Genomic DNA, 15,336 nt, shown 5'->3' with positions numbered 1-15,336 from the left:
TGTGGGAGAAGGTGTCGCCGAATGCGACGGATGAGGGGTATTCGTCAAGCTGGAACACCCCTCATCCGGCCGAGCTTCGCTCGGCCACCTTCTCCCACAAGGGGAGAAGGGATAGATGAGCCCCGCCAGGAAATCCGATCTGCTGCGCGACAACGAGCTGATCTATGGCCGGCTGCTGACCATCGACGAGCCGCATCTCATCCAGCGCTACAACAAGGCATTGGTCGCCTTCGGCCTGAAACCGACGAAGCTGAAGAGTTTCGAGATCGACCGCACCGGCTTCTCGCCGCAGGTGGCCGAGGAATGCGGCGACTACCACTACCTAGATCCCAACGAGATCAACCGCCGTTTCATCATTCTGACGCCGTCGCAGATCGACCTGCCGGTGGTCCACACCGCCTTTTCCAATACCTCCCAACTGATGTTCGAGTTCATGTCGACGAACCAGCGCGCCATCGACGCGCTGACCATCAAGGATGTCATCTACGGGGAGATCGAGGATTCGGTCCCCAAGGTCGACGACATCGAGGATCTGCTGTCGATCAACCAGGTCGAGTTCAAGGTGCTGTCGGCGGAAGACGTGCTCGGCAAGGCCGCCAAACTCGGCAAGCTCGTCGACCAGCTGAAGCAGGAGCCGGACGCCTGGCGCGACAACGCCATGCTCACCCACATGGTGGAACTGGCCAAGATCTGCGGCGACATCCGCGAGAACGCGCTGGTGCCGGATCAGGTGATCTTTCGTCACAGCGCCTATTGGACCAGCCATTTCGGCGGCCTCTATGTGTTCATCGACCCGGACATGACGACGGTGATCAGCGACCCGGCAGCCCCAGGCTTCCGTCGCTCGCGACCGTGGCAAGTGAGCTACCTCTCGATCAATGATGCCGACCGGGTGTTCAAGTTCCTCGCCGCGACCGGCCGTATCGAACTGCCGCGTGCCTCATGGATCGAAACATCAGGCTATCTCGAACATCGCGCCGAAATGGTGGTGCGCGCGCTGATCCGCGATGCCGAGCCCGACCGTAATCTGACCGATGTCGACAAAGTCTGGCTGCAGACCTGGATCCACGGCCATGCCGACCTAATCACCAGGGACGGCAATTTTCCCTTCCTCAACGCCGCCAAGCGCGAGATCGCTCACCTTGGCTATCTAAAAATCGAAGACGTGTTCCCGCACCAGCGCTTCCTGGTGATCCGGGCCAAGCCCGGCCATCCCGACGCCTGGCTGACCAACCAGCTGATCTCGGATTTCGTGCCGCAGGACTTCGTCTCTCGCTACGTCTTCAACAAACCGGGATTCTACAGGGACTATGACGGCTTCAGCGACGCCTGGAGATCACATGTTGTGGACGTTCTGAAAACCACATATCTGAAAGACAAAGTGGCGTTTCGCACACGCCTCTACGGCCTTACCGATTGAGAGACCGGCTGACTGACGAGGGGGTGACATCGCCATGCTTGATCCGATCGTGAATTTCTTCACACGGATTTTCCAGTGGATCGGCCGCGGCATCGGCTTCGCCGTCGGCGTGATCCTGTGGCCGTTCATCTGGGCCGGGCACTGGTATACGCAGCGCGGCTGGATCCTGAAGGCGGTGCTCGGCCTCGCTCTGCTCATGCTGATCGGCCTCTACGGCTACTTCATCTGGAACACGCAGGTCTGGAGCAATTTCAATCCCGCGTATGCGGAGGCATATAATTTCACGCAGCCGGCCGGAACCGCCCCGGCGCAGCCCGCTCCTTCCGCCACCGGGGAAACCGCCGGTGTCGAGGGAGAGGTCAAGACCTGCACCAACTCAGCCATTGTCCAGGTCGCGGCCGATCTCATCGATTTCAACGTCAACGAGAACGCCTGGATCTCGTCGATGATACTCTACAAGCTCGGGTTCTTCGGCATGGACTGGGACCGCACGCCGTTTCTCGACAACAAGGCCTCCTTCCAGCGCGGGGTCAATCAGGCCATCCGGCGCACCGCTGTCGAGCTTGTCGACACGCTGGGCCGCGTCCGCGGCACCAGCCAGATAGATCAGAACCTGCAGGATGCGCGCGGCGCGATCACCTTCGACGAGGAAACCTGGTATTTCGGCCTCAGGCCCTTTGGTCCGAAAACCCCGACGCCGAGTTTCTATCGCACGGCGGCGAGCAGCCTTCGCGCCTTCAACGACCGGCTCATGAAATGCGAGGTTGTCTTCAACGCGCGCGCCGACAATCTGTTGCAGTTCGTCGACCGGATCGCAAGTGACATAGGCTCGACGTCGGACCTGATCCGCGACCGTTCGCAGAATTTCAACAGCGGCTGGTTCGACACGCGGGCTGACGACCGCTTCTGGTTCGCCTACGGCCAGCTCTACGGCTATTACGGCATCCTGACGGCGGCGCATCACGACTTCCAGCAGATCCTCGACAATCGCGGCCTCACACCACTTTGGAACAGCGTGGAAGGCCAGCTCAAGGCGGCGCTCGCCATCCAGCCTTTGATAATCTCGAACGGCCGCGAGGATGGCTGGATCATGCCCACCCACCTCACCACGATGGGTTTCTATGTGCTTAGGGTGCGATCGAACCTCGTCGAGGTCAGGTCCGTTCTGGATCGGTGAAGGGCCAATAGTGAAAGACGTCCTGGCTTGAAATCACCGCTGTCCCTGGTCGAAATCGGCAACTTGTCGAGGCAATAGCTCGGCCGCATGTCGCGGAGAGCGGAACCTGACTGCCTCGTCGTCGTTCGACCGCTGGGCGGCGGCCAGCGAGGACACGAGATGGATATCCAGGAAGTTGCTCGAAATTTCTACGCCACGGTCGACAGGCAAGACTGGGACAAACTGGCCAATCTGGTCTCTCCGGATCTCGCCGTTCATCTCGGCAGTGCCAACCCGATCGGCTTCGATGACTGGCGCAAATCGCTGACCGAGTTCTTTGTTGGATTTCCGGACGGACATCACGTCGTCGACGACTGTGTCAGCGACGCCGACAAGGTGGTCACGCGCGGCCGCTTTCAGGGCACGCACACTGGCGTCTTCCATGGTGTCGAACCGAGCGGAAAATGCGTATCGGTTGGTGTGATTCACATCGATCGCGTTGAGAACGGCATCGTAGTCGAACATTTCGGCCAGCTTGATGGCTTGGGGCTGATGCACCAGATCGGCGCATTCTAACGCGGCCGTTCGAAGCGCCGACCGGGGCTCGAACCCTGTCGCATTCCGTGCATTCCGCGGCTGTTTTGAGACGGCAGGACGGCGCGTGCTCTGGCTTTTATACGGCGCGACAACCGGGCGCGAAGATCCGGGACAGGTCGACCGGGAAACAGAGAGCTGCCTTTCTTCATAGGAAACATAGTTGCATGCAAGTTGACGCCACGGCAGCGACAGGGTTAGAACGTGCCCTCGCCTGAAGTGCCAAGGCTGTTTCGAACAGGCTTGCGACCACACTGATCAAACCCGTCCCCTCCACCGTCCAATCCAGAGGAAAGCCGCCATGGCCGAAGTGAAGTCCGACATCGAGATCGCGCGCGCCGCCGACAAGAAGCAGATCCAGGCCATCGGCCAGAAGATCAGCATTCCAAGCGAGCACCTTTTGCCTTACGGCCACGACAAGGCGAAGATCTCGGCCGAGTTCATCAAGTCGGTGAAGACAAACAAGGACGGCAGGCTCATCCTCGTTACCGCCATCAACCCAACGCCGGCCGGCGAAGGCAAGACGACGACGACGGTGGGCCTCGGTGACGGTCTCAACCGCATTGGCAAGAAGGCCATCGTCTGTATCCGAGAGGCCTCGCTCGGGCCGAATTTCGGCGTCAAGGGCGGTGCTGCCGGCGGTGGCTATGCGCAGGTCGTGCCGATGGAGGATATGAACCTCCACTTCACCGGCGATTTCCATGCCATCACCACGGCGCATAATCTGCTTTCGGCGCTGATCGACAACCATATCTACTGGGGCAACGAGCTCGGCATCGACATCCGCCGCGTCGTCTGGCGCCGCGTCATGGATATGAACGACCGCGCACTGCGCGAGATCATCTGCTCGCTCGGCGGCGTCGCCAACGGCTTTCCGCGCGAGGGGGGCTTCGACATCACCGTCGCCTCGGAAGTCATGGCGATCCTGTGCCTTGCCACCGACCTGAAAGACCTGGAAAAGCGCCTCGGCGACATCATCATCGCCTATCGCCGAGACAAGTCGGCCGTCTACGCCCGCGACCTCAAGGCCGACGGCGCCATGGCCGTGTTGCTCAAGGACGCCATGCAGCCCAACCTCGTGCAGACGTTGGAGAACAACCCGGCCTTCGTCCATGGCGGCCCCTTCGCCAACATCGCGCATGGCTGCAACTCGGTCGTCGCCACCACGACGGCGCTGAAGCTCGCCGATTATGTCGTCACCGAAGCCGGTTTTGGCGCCGATCTCGGTGCGGAAAAGTTCTTCGACATCAAGTGCCGCAAGGCCGGCCTGAAGCCGGCGGCCACGGTTATCGTCGCCACCGTGCGCGCCATGAAGATGAACGGCGGCGTCAAGAAGGAAGACCTCGGCAAGGAAAACGTCGAGGCGGTCAAGAAGGGCTGCGCCAATCTCGGCCGTCACATCGAGAATATCAGGCAGTTCGGCGTGCCGGCCGTGGTCGCCATCAACCATTTCTATTCCGACACCGACGCTGAAATCAGGGCGATGAAGGACTACGTCGCCTCGATGGGCGAAGAGGCGATCCTGTGCAAGCACTGGGCCCACGGCTCGGCCGGCATCGAGGAACTCGCCAACAAGGTGGTGGCGCTGGCCGAATCCGGCTCCTCGCAGTTTGCGCCGCTCTATCCCGACGCGATGCCGCTGTTCGAGAAGATCAACACCATCGTCCAGCGCATCTATCGCGGTTCCGAAGCGATCGCCGACAAGTCGGTGCGCGACCAGCTCCACGCCTGGGAGCACGCCGGCTACGGCCACCTGCCGGTCTGCATGGCCAAGACGCAGTACTCGTTCTCGACCGACCCGAACCTGCGCGGCGCGCCGACCGGCCACACCGTGCCGGTGCGCGAGGTCAGGCTGTCTGCCGGCGCCGGCTTCATCGTCGTCATCTGCGGCGAGGTCATGACCATGCCCGGCTTGCCCAAGGCGCCGTCCTCGGAGAAGATCTTCCTGAACGAAATGGGCCAGATCGAAGGTCTGTTCTGAGATTTTGAAGGCCGGAATGATAAAGGCGCCGCATCGCTGCGGCGCCTTTTGCTTATCCACGACAGACTTCTAAGCGGCGTTCCGTGCCAGCGCGCGCTGGTTGGAAGCGTGGATCGTGTCGCGTTCGGGCAGCGTGCCGGTCTTCAGACAGTCGATCCATTCGGCGGTCTTGAGAACGGCAGCGAAGCGCGACTGCAGTATAATAGTCACCACGCGGTGGATGTCCTCGGCCGAAGCATAGCCGGCGCTGTTGGCATAGGGCACCGAGCCGGTGGCGTCGGACAGGAACTCCACCGCAAAACCCATATGGACTGCGTGGATGACGGTCGAGAGATCGCAATTATGCGTCATGTAGCCAACGACGGTGATCGTATCGATGGCGTTGGCGCGCAACCAGTCCTCGAGATCCGTACCGGTGAAGGCGCTCGGCAAGGTCTTTTCGACGTAATGATCGCGGCTTCGCCTTGATATCTCGGGATGCAATTCGGCGCCGTGGCTGCCTTTGGCGAAAATCGGCGACGTTTCGGGCGCCAGTTGCTTGATGACCACGACCTTGACGCCTGCCTCGGCGGCTGCGTCCATCGCTCGTGCTGCGTTGACGACGCTGTCGCGAAACGGCGGATATTGGATGGCCAGGTTGCCGCCATCATAGTCGTTCTGGATGTCGACGACGATGAGGGCGCGGCGTGGCGCCTTGCCTTTGACTGGTTCAGACACTGAGCTTTCCTTTCCCGTTTGCCTTGATTGGTCGAGGATAGGCCTGCTGCCGGATTACAAAAGTGTCCCAATTGACATTATTCAAAAGGATTGGGACAATTCGGATCTAACCCTTATTGGTGCTCAGCATGGCCGATCCGATCGTTGCCGCCATCGCCTTCGATGGCATCAGTCCGTTCCACCTTTCCGTGCCGTGCCTTGTATTCGGCGAAGACCGCGCCGCGCTCGGCCTGCCGCGCTTCGACTTCCGCATCTGTGCGATCGAAAGCGGGCCTATCCATACCGAAGCAGGATTGACCGTGACTGCGCCGCAAGGGCTTGGCAGCCTCGATGGCGCGGACATCGTCATCGTCCCAAGCTGGCGAGATCTCGAAAATCCGCCACCTGCGGTTCTGGTAGAGGCGCTGCTGCGAGCGCACCGCAACGGCGCATTGATTGTCGGACTGTGCCTCGGCACCTTCGCTGTTGCGGCGACCGGACTGCTTTCGGGGCGGCGAGCCGCGACGCACTGGGCCTATACCGAGCAGCTGCAGGCGCTTTATCCCGACATGATCGTCGATCCGGACGTGCTCTACATCGACAATGGCGATGTCATGACATCTGCCGGCGTCGCCGCCGGGCTTGACTGCTGTCTCCACATCGTGCGAGCCCGCTACGGCGCCGAGGCGGCTCTTCGACTTGCCCGGCAGATCGTGCTTTCTCCCCATCGGCAAGGTGGGCAGGCGCAGTTCATAGAACGCCCCATCGCCAGGACCGGCAACGCGGATCGCTTCACACAGGCCCTCGACACGGTGCGCAAAACGCTTGGCGATCTGCACAGTCTGGACAGCGTCGCCGACGCCGCCGGTCTCACCCGCCGGACGTTCACGCGCCGTTTCCAGAAAACGATCGGCACCAGTTTCGGCGACTGGCTGATCGATCAGCGCGTCGCGCTGGCGCAGCGGCTGCTGGAAGCAACGGAAAAATCGATGGACACGGTTGCCTTCGAGGCCGGGTTCGGTAGCGCCACGTCGCTGCGCCAGCACTTCGCGGCACGGCTCAGGACCTCGCCCGCGCAGTACCGGCGCGAATTCTCGAAGAACGCTGATCAGGACGCGCACGCCGCCTCGCGTTGATCCGGATGCTCAGCCGCGCCTGACCGGCCGCGCCGGGTTGCCCACAACCGTGGTGTTTGGCGGCACATTGCGCGTCACCACAGCACCCGCTCCGACAATAGCGCCTGCGCCGATGCTGATCCCAGCGAGGATGACCGCACTGCCGCCGATCCAGGCATTGTCGCCGATCTCGACCGGCTTGGCGATCTCCAGCCCGGCCTGTCGCCCCGCTGCCTCTTTGTGATGCTCGGCGCAGTAGATCTGCACGTTGGGGCCGAGTAGCGTTCCCTTCCCGATGCGGATTGGCGCCGTATCGAGGATGATGCAGCCGGCATTGAGAAAGACGCCGTCGCCGAGAAAGATGTTGAAGCCGTAGGCGCAGTGGAACGGCGCTTCGATCCGGGCGCGCTCGCCCGCAGCGCCGAGCAGCGACTTCAAGGCAGGTCCGACGTCGCCACGTTGCCGGGGCGGCAAGCTGTTGTGTTCGAACACCGCGTCGCGAGCGAGGATGCGCAGCGCCTCCAGCTCTGGGTCGAGGCAAGTATACCACTCGCCCGCGGCCATTTTTATGCGCTCGCTTCCGTTCAAGGCGATGCCCTCCTGTCTTACCCTGCTGTTTCAACGTGGTGTCAAAGCACAGTCCATAAAAATCGGGTAACGCAGAGATCGCAGGCCTCTGGTCAAATGCCGATCCTATGCTAGCCTGCCCCGGCTGGGCCATCCCAGGCCGTGTGATCGAGGGGGGATCAATCATGCTGTACATCCTTGCACTTCTGATCGGCGTCGTTGCCGGCCTTCGCGCCATGACCGCGCCCGCCGCCGTCGCCTGGGGCGCTTATCTCGGCTGGCTGCCGGTCGCCGTAACCTGGGCTGGTTTCATGGGCCATTGGATCACCGTCGGCATCTTCACCATCCTGGCCGTCGCCGAGCTCGTCACCGACCAGCTGCCGTCGACGCCGAGCCGCAAGGTCCCACAGCAGTTCGGCGCACGCATCGTCATGGGCGCCTTCACCGGCGCAGTGATCGGCGCGATCGGCGGCGTCACGATCGGCGGCCTGATCGCCGGCGCCATCGGCGCGGTGATCGGCACGCTGGGCGGCGCCGAGCTGCGCAAACGCCTGGCGATCGCTTTCGGCAAGGACCTGCCAGCCGCCCTTATCGAGGACGCGGTGGCGATCATCGGTGGCCTGCTGATCGTGGCGGCGGTGGCATGACGGCAAAGACATTCGACGCCATCATCATCGGCGCCGGACAGGCCGGCCCGTCGCTCGCCGGCCGGCTGACGGCGGCCGGCATGAGCGTGGCGCTGATCGAGCGAAAACTGGTTGGCGGCACCTGCGTCAATACCGGCTGCATGCCGACCAAGGCCATGGTGGCAAGCGCCTATGCTGCGCATCTTGCCCGCCGCGCCGCCGACTACGGCGTGACGCTCTCCGGCCCGGTCGGCGTCGACTACAAGGCGATCAAGGCGCGCAAGGACAAGGTGTCGAACGACGCCCGCGGCAACCTCGAAAGCTGGATCGCCGGCATGGACAAATGCACGCTTTATCGCGGCCATGCGCGCTTCGAATCGGCCAATTCCGTGCGTGTCGGCGACGACCTGCTGAGCGCCGAGAAGATATTCCTCAACACCGGCGGCCGCGCCTCGGTGCCCGACCTGCCCGGTGTCAACGACATTTCGTACCTGACCAATTCGTCGATGATGGATCTCGACGAGTTGCCGCGCCATCTCGTCGTCGTCGGCGGCAGCTACGTCTCGCTCGAATTCGCGCAGATGTTCCGCCGATTCGGATCAGAGGTCACGGTGATCGAAAAGAGCCCGCGGTTGATCGGCCGCGAGGATGAGGATGTCTCAGCCGCCATCCTGTCCATCTTCGAAAACGAAGACATCACGGTCCATCTCGGCGCCGATGACATCGGCTTCGCCAGAAAGGGCAACGAAGTTGCCGTGACCTTCTCCGCCGACAAGGCGCCGGCGGTCGGCTCGCATGTGCTGCTGGCGCTGGGCCGAACGCCCAACACCGACGATCTCGGCCTCGACAGAGCCGGCGTCGAGGTCGACAAACGCGGCTTCATTGTCGTTGACGACCAGTTGCGCACCAGCGTGCCCGGCATTTGGGCGATGGGTGACTGCAACGGCAAAGGCGCCTTCACCCATACCTCCTACAATGACTACGAGATCGTCGCCGCCAATCTGCTCGACAACGATCCGCGCAAGGTGAGCGACCGCATCGAGGCCTATGCGCTCTATACCGATCCGCCGCTCGGCCGCTGCGGCATGACGGAGACAGCGGTAAGAAAGTCCGGGCGTCGCGCGCTGGTCGGCCAGCGGCCGATGACCCGCGTCGGCCGCGCCGTCGAGAAAGGCGAGACGCAAGGTTTCATGAGGATCCTGGTCGACGCCGGCACCAAGGAAATCCTCGGCTGTTCGGTGCTCGGCCCCGGGGGCGACGAGGCGATACACTGCGTGCTCGATCTGATGTACGCCAAGGCGCCGGTCAGCACGCTCGCGCGGGCAACCCATATCCACCCCAATGTCTCGGAACTTCTGCCCACCATTGCCCAGGAATTAAAGCCGCTGGCATAGGCCGGGCAGGCGTTTGGAACCAGTAGTGTCCACCGCACCCCTTCGGGAGCCGGCCGAGAGAGTCTTGCGCCCATAGCGCGAAAAGCTGGACCAATCGACAGGGTATCGGCGAAAGGGCATGTGTTCGGCCTCTTTCTTGGAGGAATATCATGCAAAAATCGATCGAGCGCATCGCCGGCGACAGCGAGGGCGTTTCCTATGAATTCCCGGTGTTCCGCTTCGAGGGAGCGGACAAATCGGCATCTTCGGCCTATCTGCAGGCAGCGCTGCACGCCGGCGAACTGCCGGGCGTCGTCGCCATCGACGCGCTGATGCCGATGCTCGGAAAAGCCGAAGCGGAGGGCCGCATCAAGGGCAATATCACCGTCGTACCGCAAGCCAATCCGATCGGCCGCGCCCAGTATCATTTCGGCGAGCATCAGGGCCGCTTCCATCTGGGCACCCGCACCAACTTCAACCGCGGCTTTCCGCTGCTGGCCGCGCCCGACATCTCACTCCTGCCGGACACGACCCGTGGCACCGTCGACCAGCGGCTGAAGATCCGGCTGCTGCAGGTTTCCATCGGCCACGACATTGTGCTCGACCTGCATTGCGACGACGAGGGCCTCGCCTACCTCTATGTCCACACCAGCCTGTGGCCGGCGATGGCGGATTGCGCGGCCGCCATGGGCGTCGACGCGGTGGTGCTGTGGGATGAGGACACCGACGGCACCTTCGAGGGCGCCTTGATCATGCCGTACCAGAACGTTCCCGCCGACGTCGCGCGCCTCGACCGGCGCGTCGCCACCACGGTCGAATATCGCGGCATACTCGATGTCGATGGCGCTCTGGCCGCCTCAGATGCCGAAGGGCTCTATCGGCTGCTGGTGGCACGCGGCGTGATCGTGGATCAGACCCTGCCCGCGCCCGGCAGCCTTGCCGGCCCTAATTTTTGCACCGGCATTGTCGCACCGCTCGAAAACATCGACATGATGCCGGCGCCCCGAGCGGGCGCGGTCCTTTACGAGGTGAAGCCCGGCGACCATGTGGCAAAAGGCGCACTGCTTGCCACCATCGTCCATGCGCCAGGTGAGCCCGACGGCCGCACGCAAGTGTTCGCACCGCAGTCGGGCATCATCCTGACACGGCGTTCCCGGCGCATCATCCGTGCCGGCGAAGACCTGCTGAAGCTGGTCGGCGACAGGAAGAGCGCCGACGCAAGGTCGGGGACGCTGGAGGACTGAGGCCTATGCCCTTCGCCAAGCGCTTCATTGAATCCAGTTGCGTGGCCGTTCAATCGCCGCTATTGGAATTGCCATGAACATGCGCTCGATCAAGACCGTTTGGTGGTGGGCTCGCTGACAGCGGCCTGTTCGAACGCGTGCGCGTGAAAATAGAAGGTGGCCGCAACGGAATGTCCGGGCGGCCATTTGTTTTTTCAAGCCATGCCCCGGGTCCGTTGCCCCAAGACGCTGATATACCCAAGACGCTGATGGAGACGGCAATGACGACGAAAATTCTGGAGAACGGGGCGGAGCGCTTCGTCACGGCGGGTGGCGTGACGATTACCCGCGAGCGCCATGACCGGCCTTATGAAGGCGCGATCGACGCCTATATCGACGGGCTGAATTCACGCCGTGGCGCCGTGTTTTCCTCCAATTACGAATACCCCGGCCGCTATACGCGCTGGGACACCGCCATCATCGACCCGCCGCTGGTGATCTCGGCGCGCGGCCGCGCCATGCGCATCGAGGCGCTGAACAGCCGTGGCGAGGTGCTTCTGCCGGTGATCGGCAAGGCACTCGGCGGGCTTGACGACGTGACGATCGCCGAGACCTCGAAAAAACTGATCCGCCTTGATGTAGCCAAGCCCGGCCGTGTCTTCACTGAAGAAGAACGCAGCCGCGTTCCCTCCGTCTTCACCGTGTTGCGCGCCATCACCGCTCTGTTCAAGACGGAGGAAGACGCCAATCTCGGCCTCTACGGCGCCTTCGGCTACGATCTCGCCTTCCAGTTCGATCCGGTCGAGTACAAGCTCGAGCGCCAGCAAAGCCAGCGCGACCTTATGCTGTTCCTGCCCGACGAGATCCTGGTCGTCGATCACTATTCGACCAAGGCCTGGACCGACCGCTACGACTATTCGGCGGACGGGTTTTCAACGGAGGGAATGCCGCGCGACGAAATCGTCGAGCCGTTCAAGACCGCCGACCGCATCCCGCCGCGCGGCGACCATGAGCCGGGCGAATATGCCAATCTGGTGCGCAAGGCGATGGAGAGCTTCAAACGCGGCGACCTGTTCGAGGTGGTGCCCGGCCAGATGTTCTACGAGCGCTGCGAGACACCGCCTTCCGACATTTCACGCAAGCTGAAGACCATCAACCCGTCGCCCTATTCCTTCTTCATCAATCTCGGCGAAGGCGAATACCTGATCGGCGCCTCGCCCGAAATGTTCGTGCGCGTCAACGGCCGCCGTGTCGAGACCTGCCCGATCTCCGGCACGATCAAGCGCGGCGACGACGCCATTTCCGATTCGGAGCAGATCCTGAAATTGCTCAATTCGAAGAAGGACGAATCCGAGCTGACCATGTGCTCGGACGTCGACCGCAACGATAAGTCGCGGGTTTGCGACCCAGGCTCGGTGCGCGTCATCGGCCGCCGCCAGATCGAAATGTATTCGCGGCTGATCCACACCGTCGATCACATCGAGGGGCGGCTGCGCGAAGGCATGGACGCCTTCGACGCGTTCTTGTCGCATGCCTGGGCGGTCACCGTCACCGGCGCGCCGAAATTATGGGCGATGCGCTTCATCGAGCAGAACGAGAAGAGCCCGCGCGCCTGGTATGGCGGGGCGATCGGCATGGTCAATTTCAACGGTGACATGAACACCGGCATGACGCTTCGCACCATCCGCATCAAGGATGGCATCGCCGAGGTGCGCGCCGGCGCCACGCTGCTCTTCGACAGCATTCCCGAGGAAGAAGAAGCCGAAACCGAACTGAAGGCATCTGCCATGATCTCCGCCATCCGCGACGCCAAGTCAGGCAATGCCGCCGACACCGAACGCGCCACCGCGCGCGTCGGCGACGGCGTCAACATCCTGCTGGTCGACCACGAGGACTCCTTCGTCCACACGCTGGCCAACTATTTTCGCCAGACCGGCGCCAATGTCTCGACCGTGCGCACACCTGTGCCGGACGAGGTCTTCGACCGGCTGAAACCCAACCTGGTCGTGCTGTCGCCCGGTCCCGGCACGCCGAAGGACTTCGACTGCGCCGCCACCATCAAACGGGCCCGCGCGCGCGACCTGCCGATCTTCGGCGTCTGCCTCGGCCTGCAGGCGCTGGCCGAGGCCTATGGCGGAGAGCTGCGGCAGCTGCACGTGCCAATGCATGGCAAACCGTCGCGCATCCGCGTGTCGAAGCCGGGCATCATCTTTTCCGGCCTGCCCAAGGAGGTGACGGTCGGCCGCTATCACTCGATCTTCGCCGATCCGGTGCGGTTGCCCGATGGTTTCGTCGTCACGGCCGAAACGGAAGAAGGCGTCATCATGGCCTTCGAGCACAGCAAGGAGCCGATCGCTGCGGTGCAGTTCCACCCGGAATCGATCATGACTCTCGGACACAATGCCGGCATGCGCATCATCGAGAACATCGTTGCGCATCTGCCGCGCAAGGCCAAGGAAAAGGCGGCTTAGCTCCGGTTTCGGCGGCCGGAAGCAATCAATGACCGCTATCGATCCGAAAACCGCCGCCAAGCGCAAGGTCGCCAGCCTCGCCTTCTGGTCGATAGTCGTCGCTTTCGTCGTGCTCGGCCTGAAGCTGGCGGCCTGGCACGTCACCGGTTCCGTCGCGCTGTATTCGGACGCGCTGGAATCGATCGTCAACGTCATTGCCTCGGCCGCAGCCTACTGGGCGATCCATGTCAGCTACAAGCCGGCCGACCAGGATCATCCATTCGGCCATCACAAGGCCGAGTATTTCTCGGCCGTGCTGGAAGGCGTGCTGATCGTTCTGGCAGCCCTGCTGATCCTCAACGAAGTGTGGTGGTCCTTGCGGCATCCCGCCCCACTCGAACAGCCCTGGACCGGCCTCGCCATCAACGGTGTCGCGACAGTGATCAACGCCTTCTGGGCCTTAACGCTGATCCGTGCCGGCCGTGCCGAGAAGTCGCCGGCACTGGTTGCCGACGGCAGGCACATCATGACCGACGTGGCGACCTCCGTCGGCGTGTTCATTGCTCTGGTCGGTGCCGTGCTCACCGGTTGGCAAGTCCTCGATCCCGCTCTTGCCGTCATCGTCGCGCTGAACATCCTGTGGCAGGGCTGGCACGTCATCGGCTCGTCGATGAACGGGCTCATGGACCGCGCCGTCGATACACAGGAGCACATGCACATCCGCGACGTCATTTCGGCCAATTGCAAGGGCGCAATGGAAGTCCACGATCTGAAGACGCGGATTGCCGGCCGCGCCACCTTCATCGAGTTCCACCTGGTCGTCGATGCCGATATGTCGGTGGGCGCCAGCCACGTCATTTGCGACCGCATCGAGGATGCGCTGAAGGCCGAGATCCCCTCGGTGCGCGTCACCATTCATGTCGAGCCCGACGACGAGGCAAAGCTGCCCAAGGGCACGACGGCCGTGCCGTTCGCGTGAGGCGGTTCTGTAGGCCCTCAAAACTTCTCAAGGCGTGCAGGCGGATTGCGGCATCGGCTCCAGCCGGTAGACCTTGTCGTCGGATGCGGTCTCGCCTTCGGCCGTCTTCGAGCATAGGTCGATGATCGGCAGGCTGCTGTTGGGATTGGCCAGCATCATCGTGCCGTTGGCGCCGCGGCGCAGATAAATCTCCCTGGCTGCGATGTCGCAGGAAAAGTCGCTCGTCTTTCCGCTCGCGACACAGCGCCACTGGTCCGCTTCGCCGTCACAACTGTAGTTCTGCGTGACCTCGGCGGCGTTCCGACGCGTGGTTACGGAAACAGCTATGTCGGCGCCGCTTGGCCAGCTTGCCGGATCGCCGCCCTTGGCGAAGGAGGCCAGCTCGATCGGGCCCCGGAAAACCCTGATGGTGTGGGTAAGCTGATCGGGATGCGAGTCGAGATGCGCGGCATCGTAGTCGCGCCCGTAGCAGAACGGCTGGTCCGGTTTCAGCCGCTCACGCAGCGGTGCTCCCAGCGCCGGATCGACCGGATCGATGCGCGCGAATTCGGCCTTGCAGGTCTGCGTCGGCATACGGTCGAGCCGAAAGCCGTCGTCTTCTGTGCCGAGTGCCTGCTTGGCGTATTCCTTTTCACCCAGCTCATCCTCGGCGCCAGCATCGAGATAAAGGTTGCGATGCACGCCGGAGACGATCAGCCGGCCTTTTTCATCAACGTTCAGTAAGGCCATGGTGCGGTCGCATTCCATACCGCAATGAAGCTCGCTCGACTGCGGATCATCCTTGCCGCACCAACCGCCAACCCACTCGGGTTTCTTGGCGCCGCGCACCGTCGTCGCCATGAAGCCGTTGTAGCCGGACGGACCGCTGCTCGGCTCCTCGTTGGGATGGCTGACCGGATCGCTGCCGTAGTAGAAGAAAATCCGTCCCACCTTCTGGTTCGGATGTACCTTGAGATGCGCGGCATCATAGACACGCCCGAAACAGGCATCCTTGCCGTCCGGGCTGAGTTCGGTGAGCTTAGGCGTATCCTCGGCAAGGGCGGTGCCGGCAACAGCGGCAAGCAAGGCGACACCAAGTCCGGCGCCCACAATGGTATTCGATGTCATCTGCCCCTCCTCGCCCGACAGGACGTGACTTCAATTTATGCTAGGATCG

General features: G+C 62.6%; 13 protein-coding genes. 10 read left to right on the top strand and 3 right to left on the bottom strand.

Translation table 11 applies throughout. The features are described from left to right. Positions 1-115: 115 nt before the first annotated feature. The 4 genes from ACWTU8_RS00860 (at position 116) to ACWTU8_RS00845 (ending at position 5,151) form a co-directional block, all read left to right on the top strand. The gene (locus ACWTU8_RS00860; protein WP_455846679.1) at positions 116-1,420 is read left to right on the top strand and encodes a DUF6638 family protein; all 1,305 of its coding nucleotides are present in this window, start codon (positions 116-118) and stop codon (positions 1,418-1,420) included. 34 nt (positions 1,421-1,454) lie between these two features. Beyond that, positions 1,455-2,597, top strand: a complete 1,143-nt coding sequence (locus ACWTU8_RS00855) for a DUF2333 family protein (protein WP_455837957.1) — start codon at positions 1,455-1,457, stop codon at positions 2,595-2,597. A gap of 159 nt (positions 2,598-2,756) precedes the next feature. After that, the gene (locus tag ACWTU8_RS00850) at positions 2,757-3,152 is read left to right on the top strand and encodes an ester cyclase (protein WP_455846678.1); all 396 of its coding nucleotides are present in this window, start codon (positions 2,757-2,759) and stop codon (positions 3,150-3,152) included. A 319-nt stretch (positions 3,153-3,471) separates the two neighbouring features. Continuing rightward, complete coding sequence (locus ACWTU8_RS00845; protein WP_455846677.1) at positions 3,472-5,151, top strand: formate--tetrahydrofolate ligase; 1,680 nt, start codon at positions 3,472-3,474, stop codon at positions 5,149-5,151. Positions 5,152-5,220: 69 nt separating this feature from the next. Here the strand turns inward: ACWTU8_RS00845 and ACWTU8_RS00840 are convergent, their stop codons facing one another. Then, positions 5,221-5,868, bottom strand: coding sequence for a cysteine hydrolase family protein (locus ACWTU8_RS00840; RefSeq protein ID WP_455846676.1), 648 nt, complete (start codon positions 5,866-5,868; stop codon positions 5,221-5,223). A gap of 128 nt (positions 5,869-5,996) precedes the next feature. On the opposite strand from ACWTU8_RS00840, the gene ACWTU8_RS00835 reads away from it, so the two are divergent. Then, complete coding sequence (locus ACWTU8_RS00835; protein WP_455846675.1) at positions 5,997-6,983, top strand: helix-turn-helix domain-containing protein; 987 nt, start codon at positions 5,997-5,999, stop codon at positions 6,981-6,983. A gap of 9 nt (positions 6,984-6,992) precedes the next feature. Here ACWTU8_RS00835 and ACWTU8_RS00830 read toward each other — a convergent pair whose 3' ends face one another. Then, on the bottom strand, positions 6,993-7,550 hold the full coding sequence (locus ACWTU8_RS00830; RefSeq protein WP_455846674.1) for a sugar O-acetyltransferase: 558 nt from the start codon (positions 7,548-7,550) through the stop codon (positions 6,993-6,995). Between the two features lie 164 nt (positions 7,551-7,714). Here ACWTU8_RS00830 and ACWTU8_RS00825 point away from each other — a divergent pair, with 164 nt between their 5' ends. The 5 genes from ACWTU8_RS00825 (at position 7,715) to ACWTU8_RS00805 (ending at position 14,180) form a co-directional block, all read left to right on the top strand. Next, positions 7,715-8,176, top strand: coding sequence for a DUF4126 domain-containing protein (locus ACWTU8_RS00825; protein ID WP_455846673.1), 462 nt, complete (start codon positions 7,715-7,717; stop codon positions 8,174-8,176). After that, positions 8,173-9,549 carry an FAD-containing oxidoreductase gene (locus ACWTU8_RS00820; protein WP_455846672.1) on the top strand — a complete coding sequence of 459 codons (1,377 nt, stop codon included), beginning with the start codon at positions 8,173-8,175 and terminating at the stop codon, positions 9,547-9,549. The genes ACWTU8_RS00825 and ACWTU8_RS00820 overlap by 4 nt, the downstream gene beginning before the upstream one ends. A gap of 149 nt (positions 9,550-9,698) precedes the next feature. Continuing rightward, positions 9,699-10,772, top strand: coding sequence for a peptidase M14 (locus tag ACWTU8_RS00815; protein WP_455846671.1), 1,074 nt, complete (start codon positions 9,699-9,701; stop codon positions 10,770-10,772). A gap of 260 nt (positions 10,773-11,032) precedes the next feature. Next, a complete protein-coding gene (locus ACWTU8_RS00810; protein ID WP_455846670.1) occupies positions 11,033-13,222 on the top strand; it encodes an anthranilate synthase in 2,190 nt (729 codons plus the stop codon). 28 nt (positions 13,223-13,250) lie between these two features. Beyond that, positions 13,251-14,180 carry a cation diffusion facilitator family transporter gene (locus ACWTU8_RS00805; RefSeq protein ID WP_455846669.1) on the top strand — a complete coding sequence of 310 codons (930 nt, stop codon included), beginning with the start codon at positions 13,251-13,253 and terminating at the stop codon, positions 14,178-14,180. A gap of 27 nt (positions 14,181-14,207) precedes the next feature. Here the strand turns inward: ACWTU8_RS00805 and ACWTU8_RS00800 are convergent, their stop codons facing one another. Next, positions 14,208-15,287, bottom strand: coding sequence for a hypothetical protein (locus ACWTU8_RS00800; protein WP_455846668.1), 1,080 nt, complete (start codon positions 15,285-15,287; stop codon positions 14,208-14,210). Positions 15,288-15,336: the final 49 nt, after the last annotated feature.

This window comes from Mesorhizobium sp. BHbdii (assembly GCF_053848045.1).
Note: the sequence above shows the minus strand (reverse complement) of the source record. Positions and strands in the feature narration are given on the sequence as shown.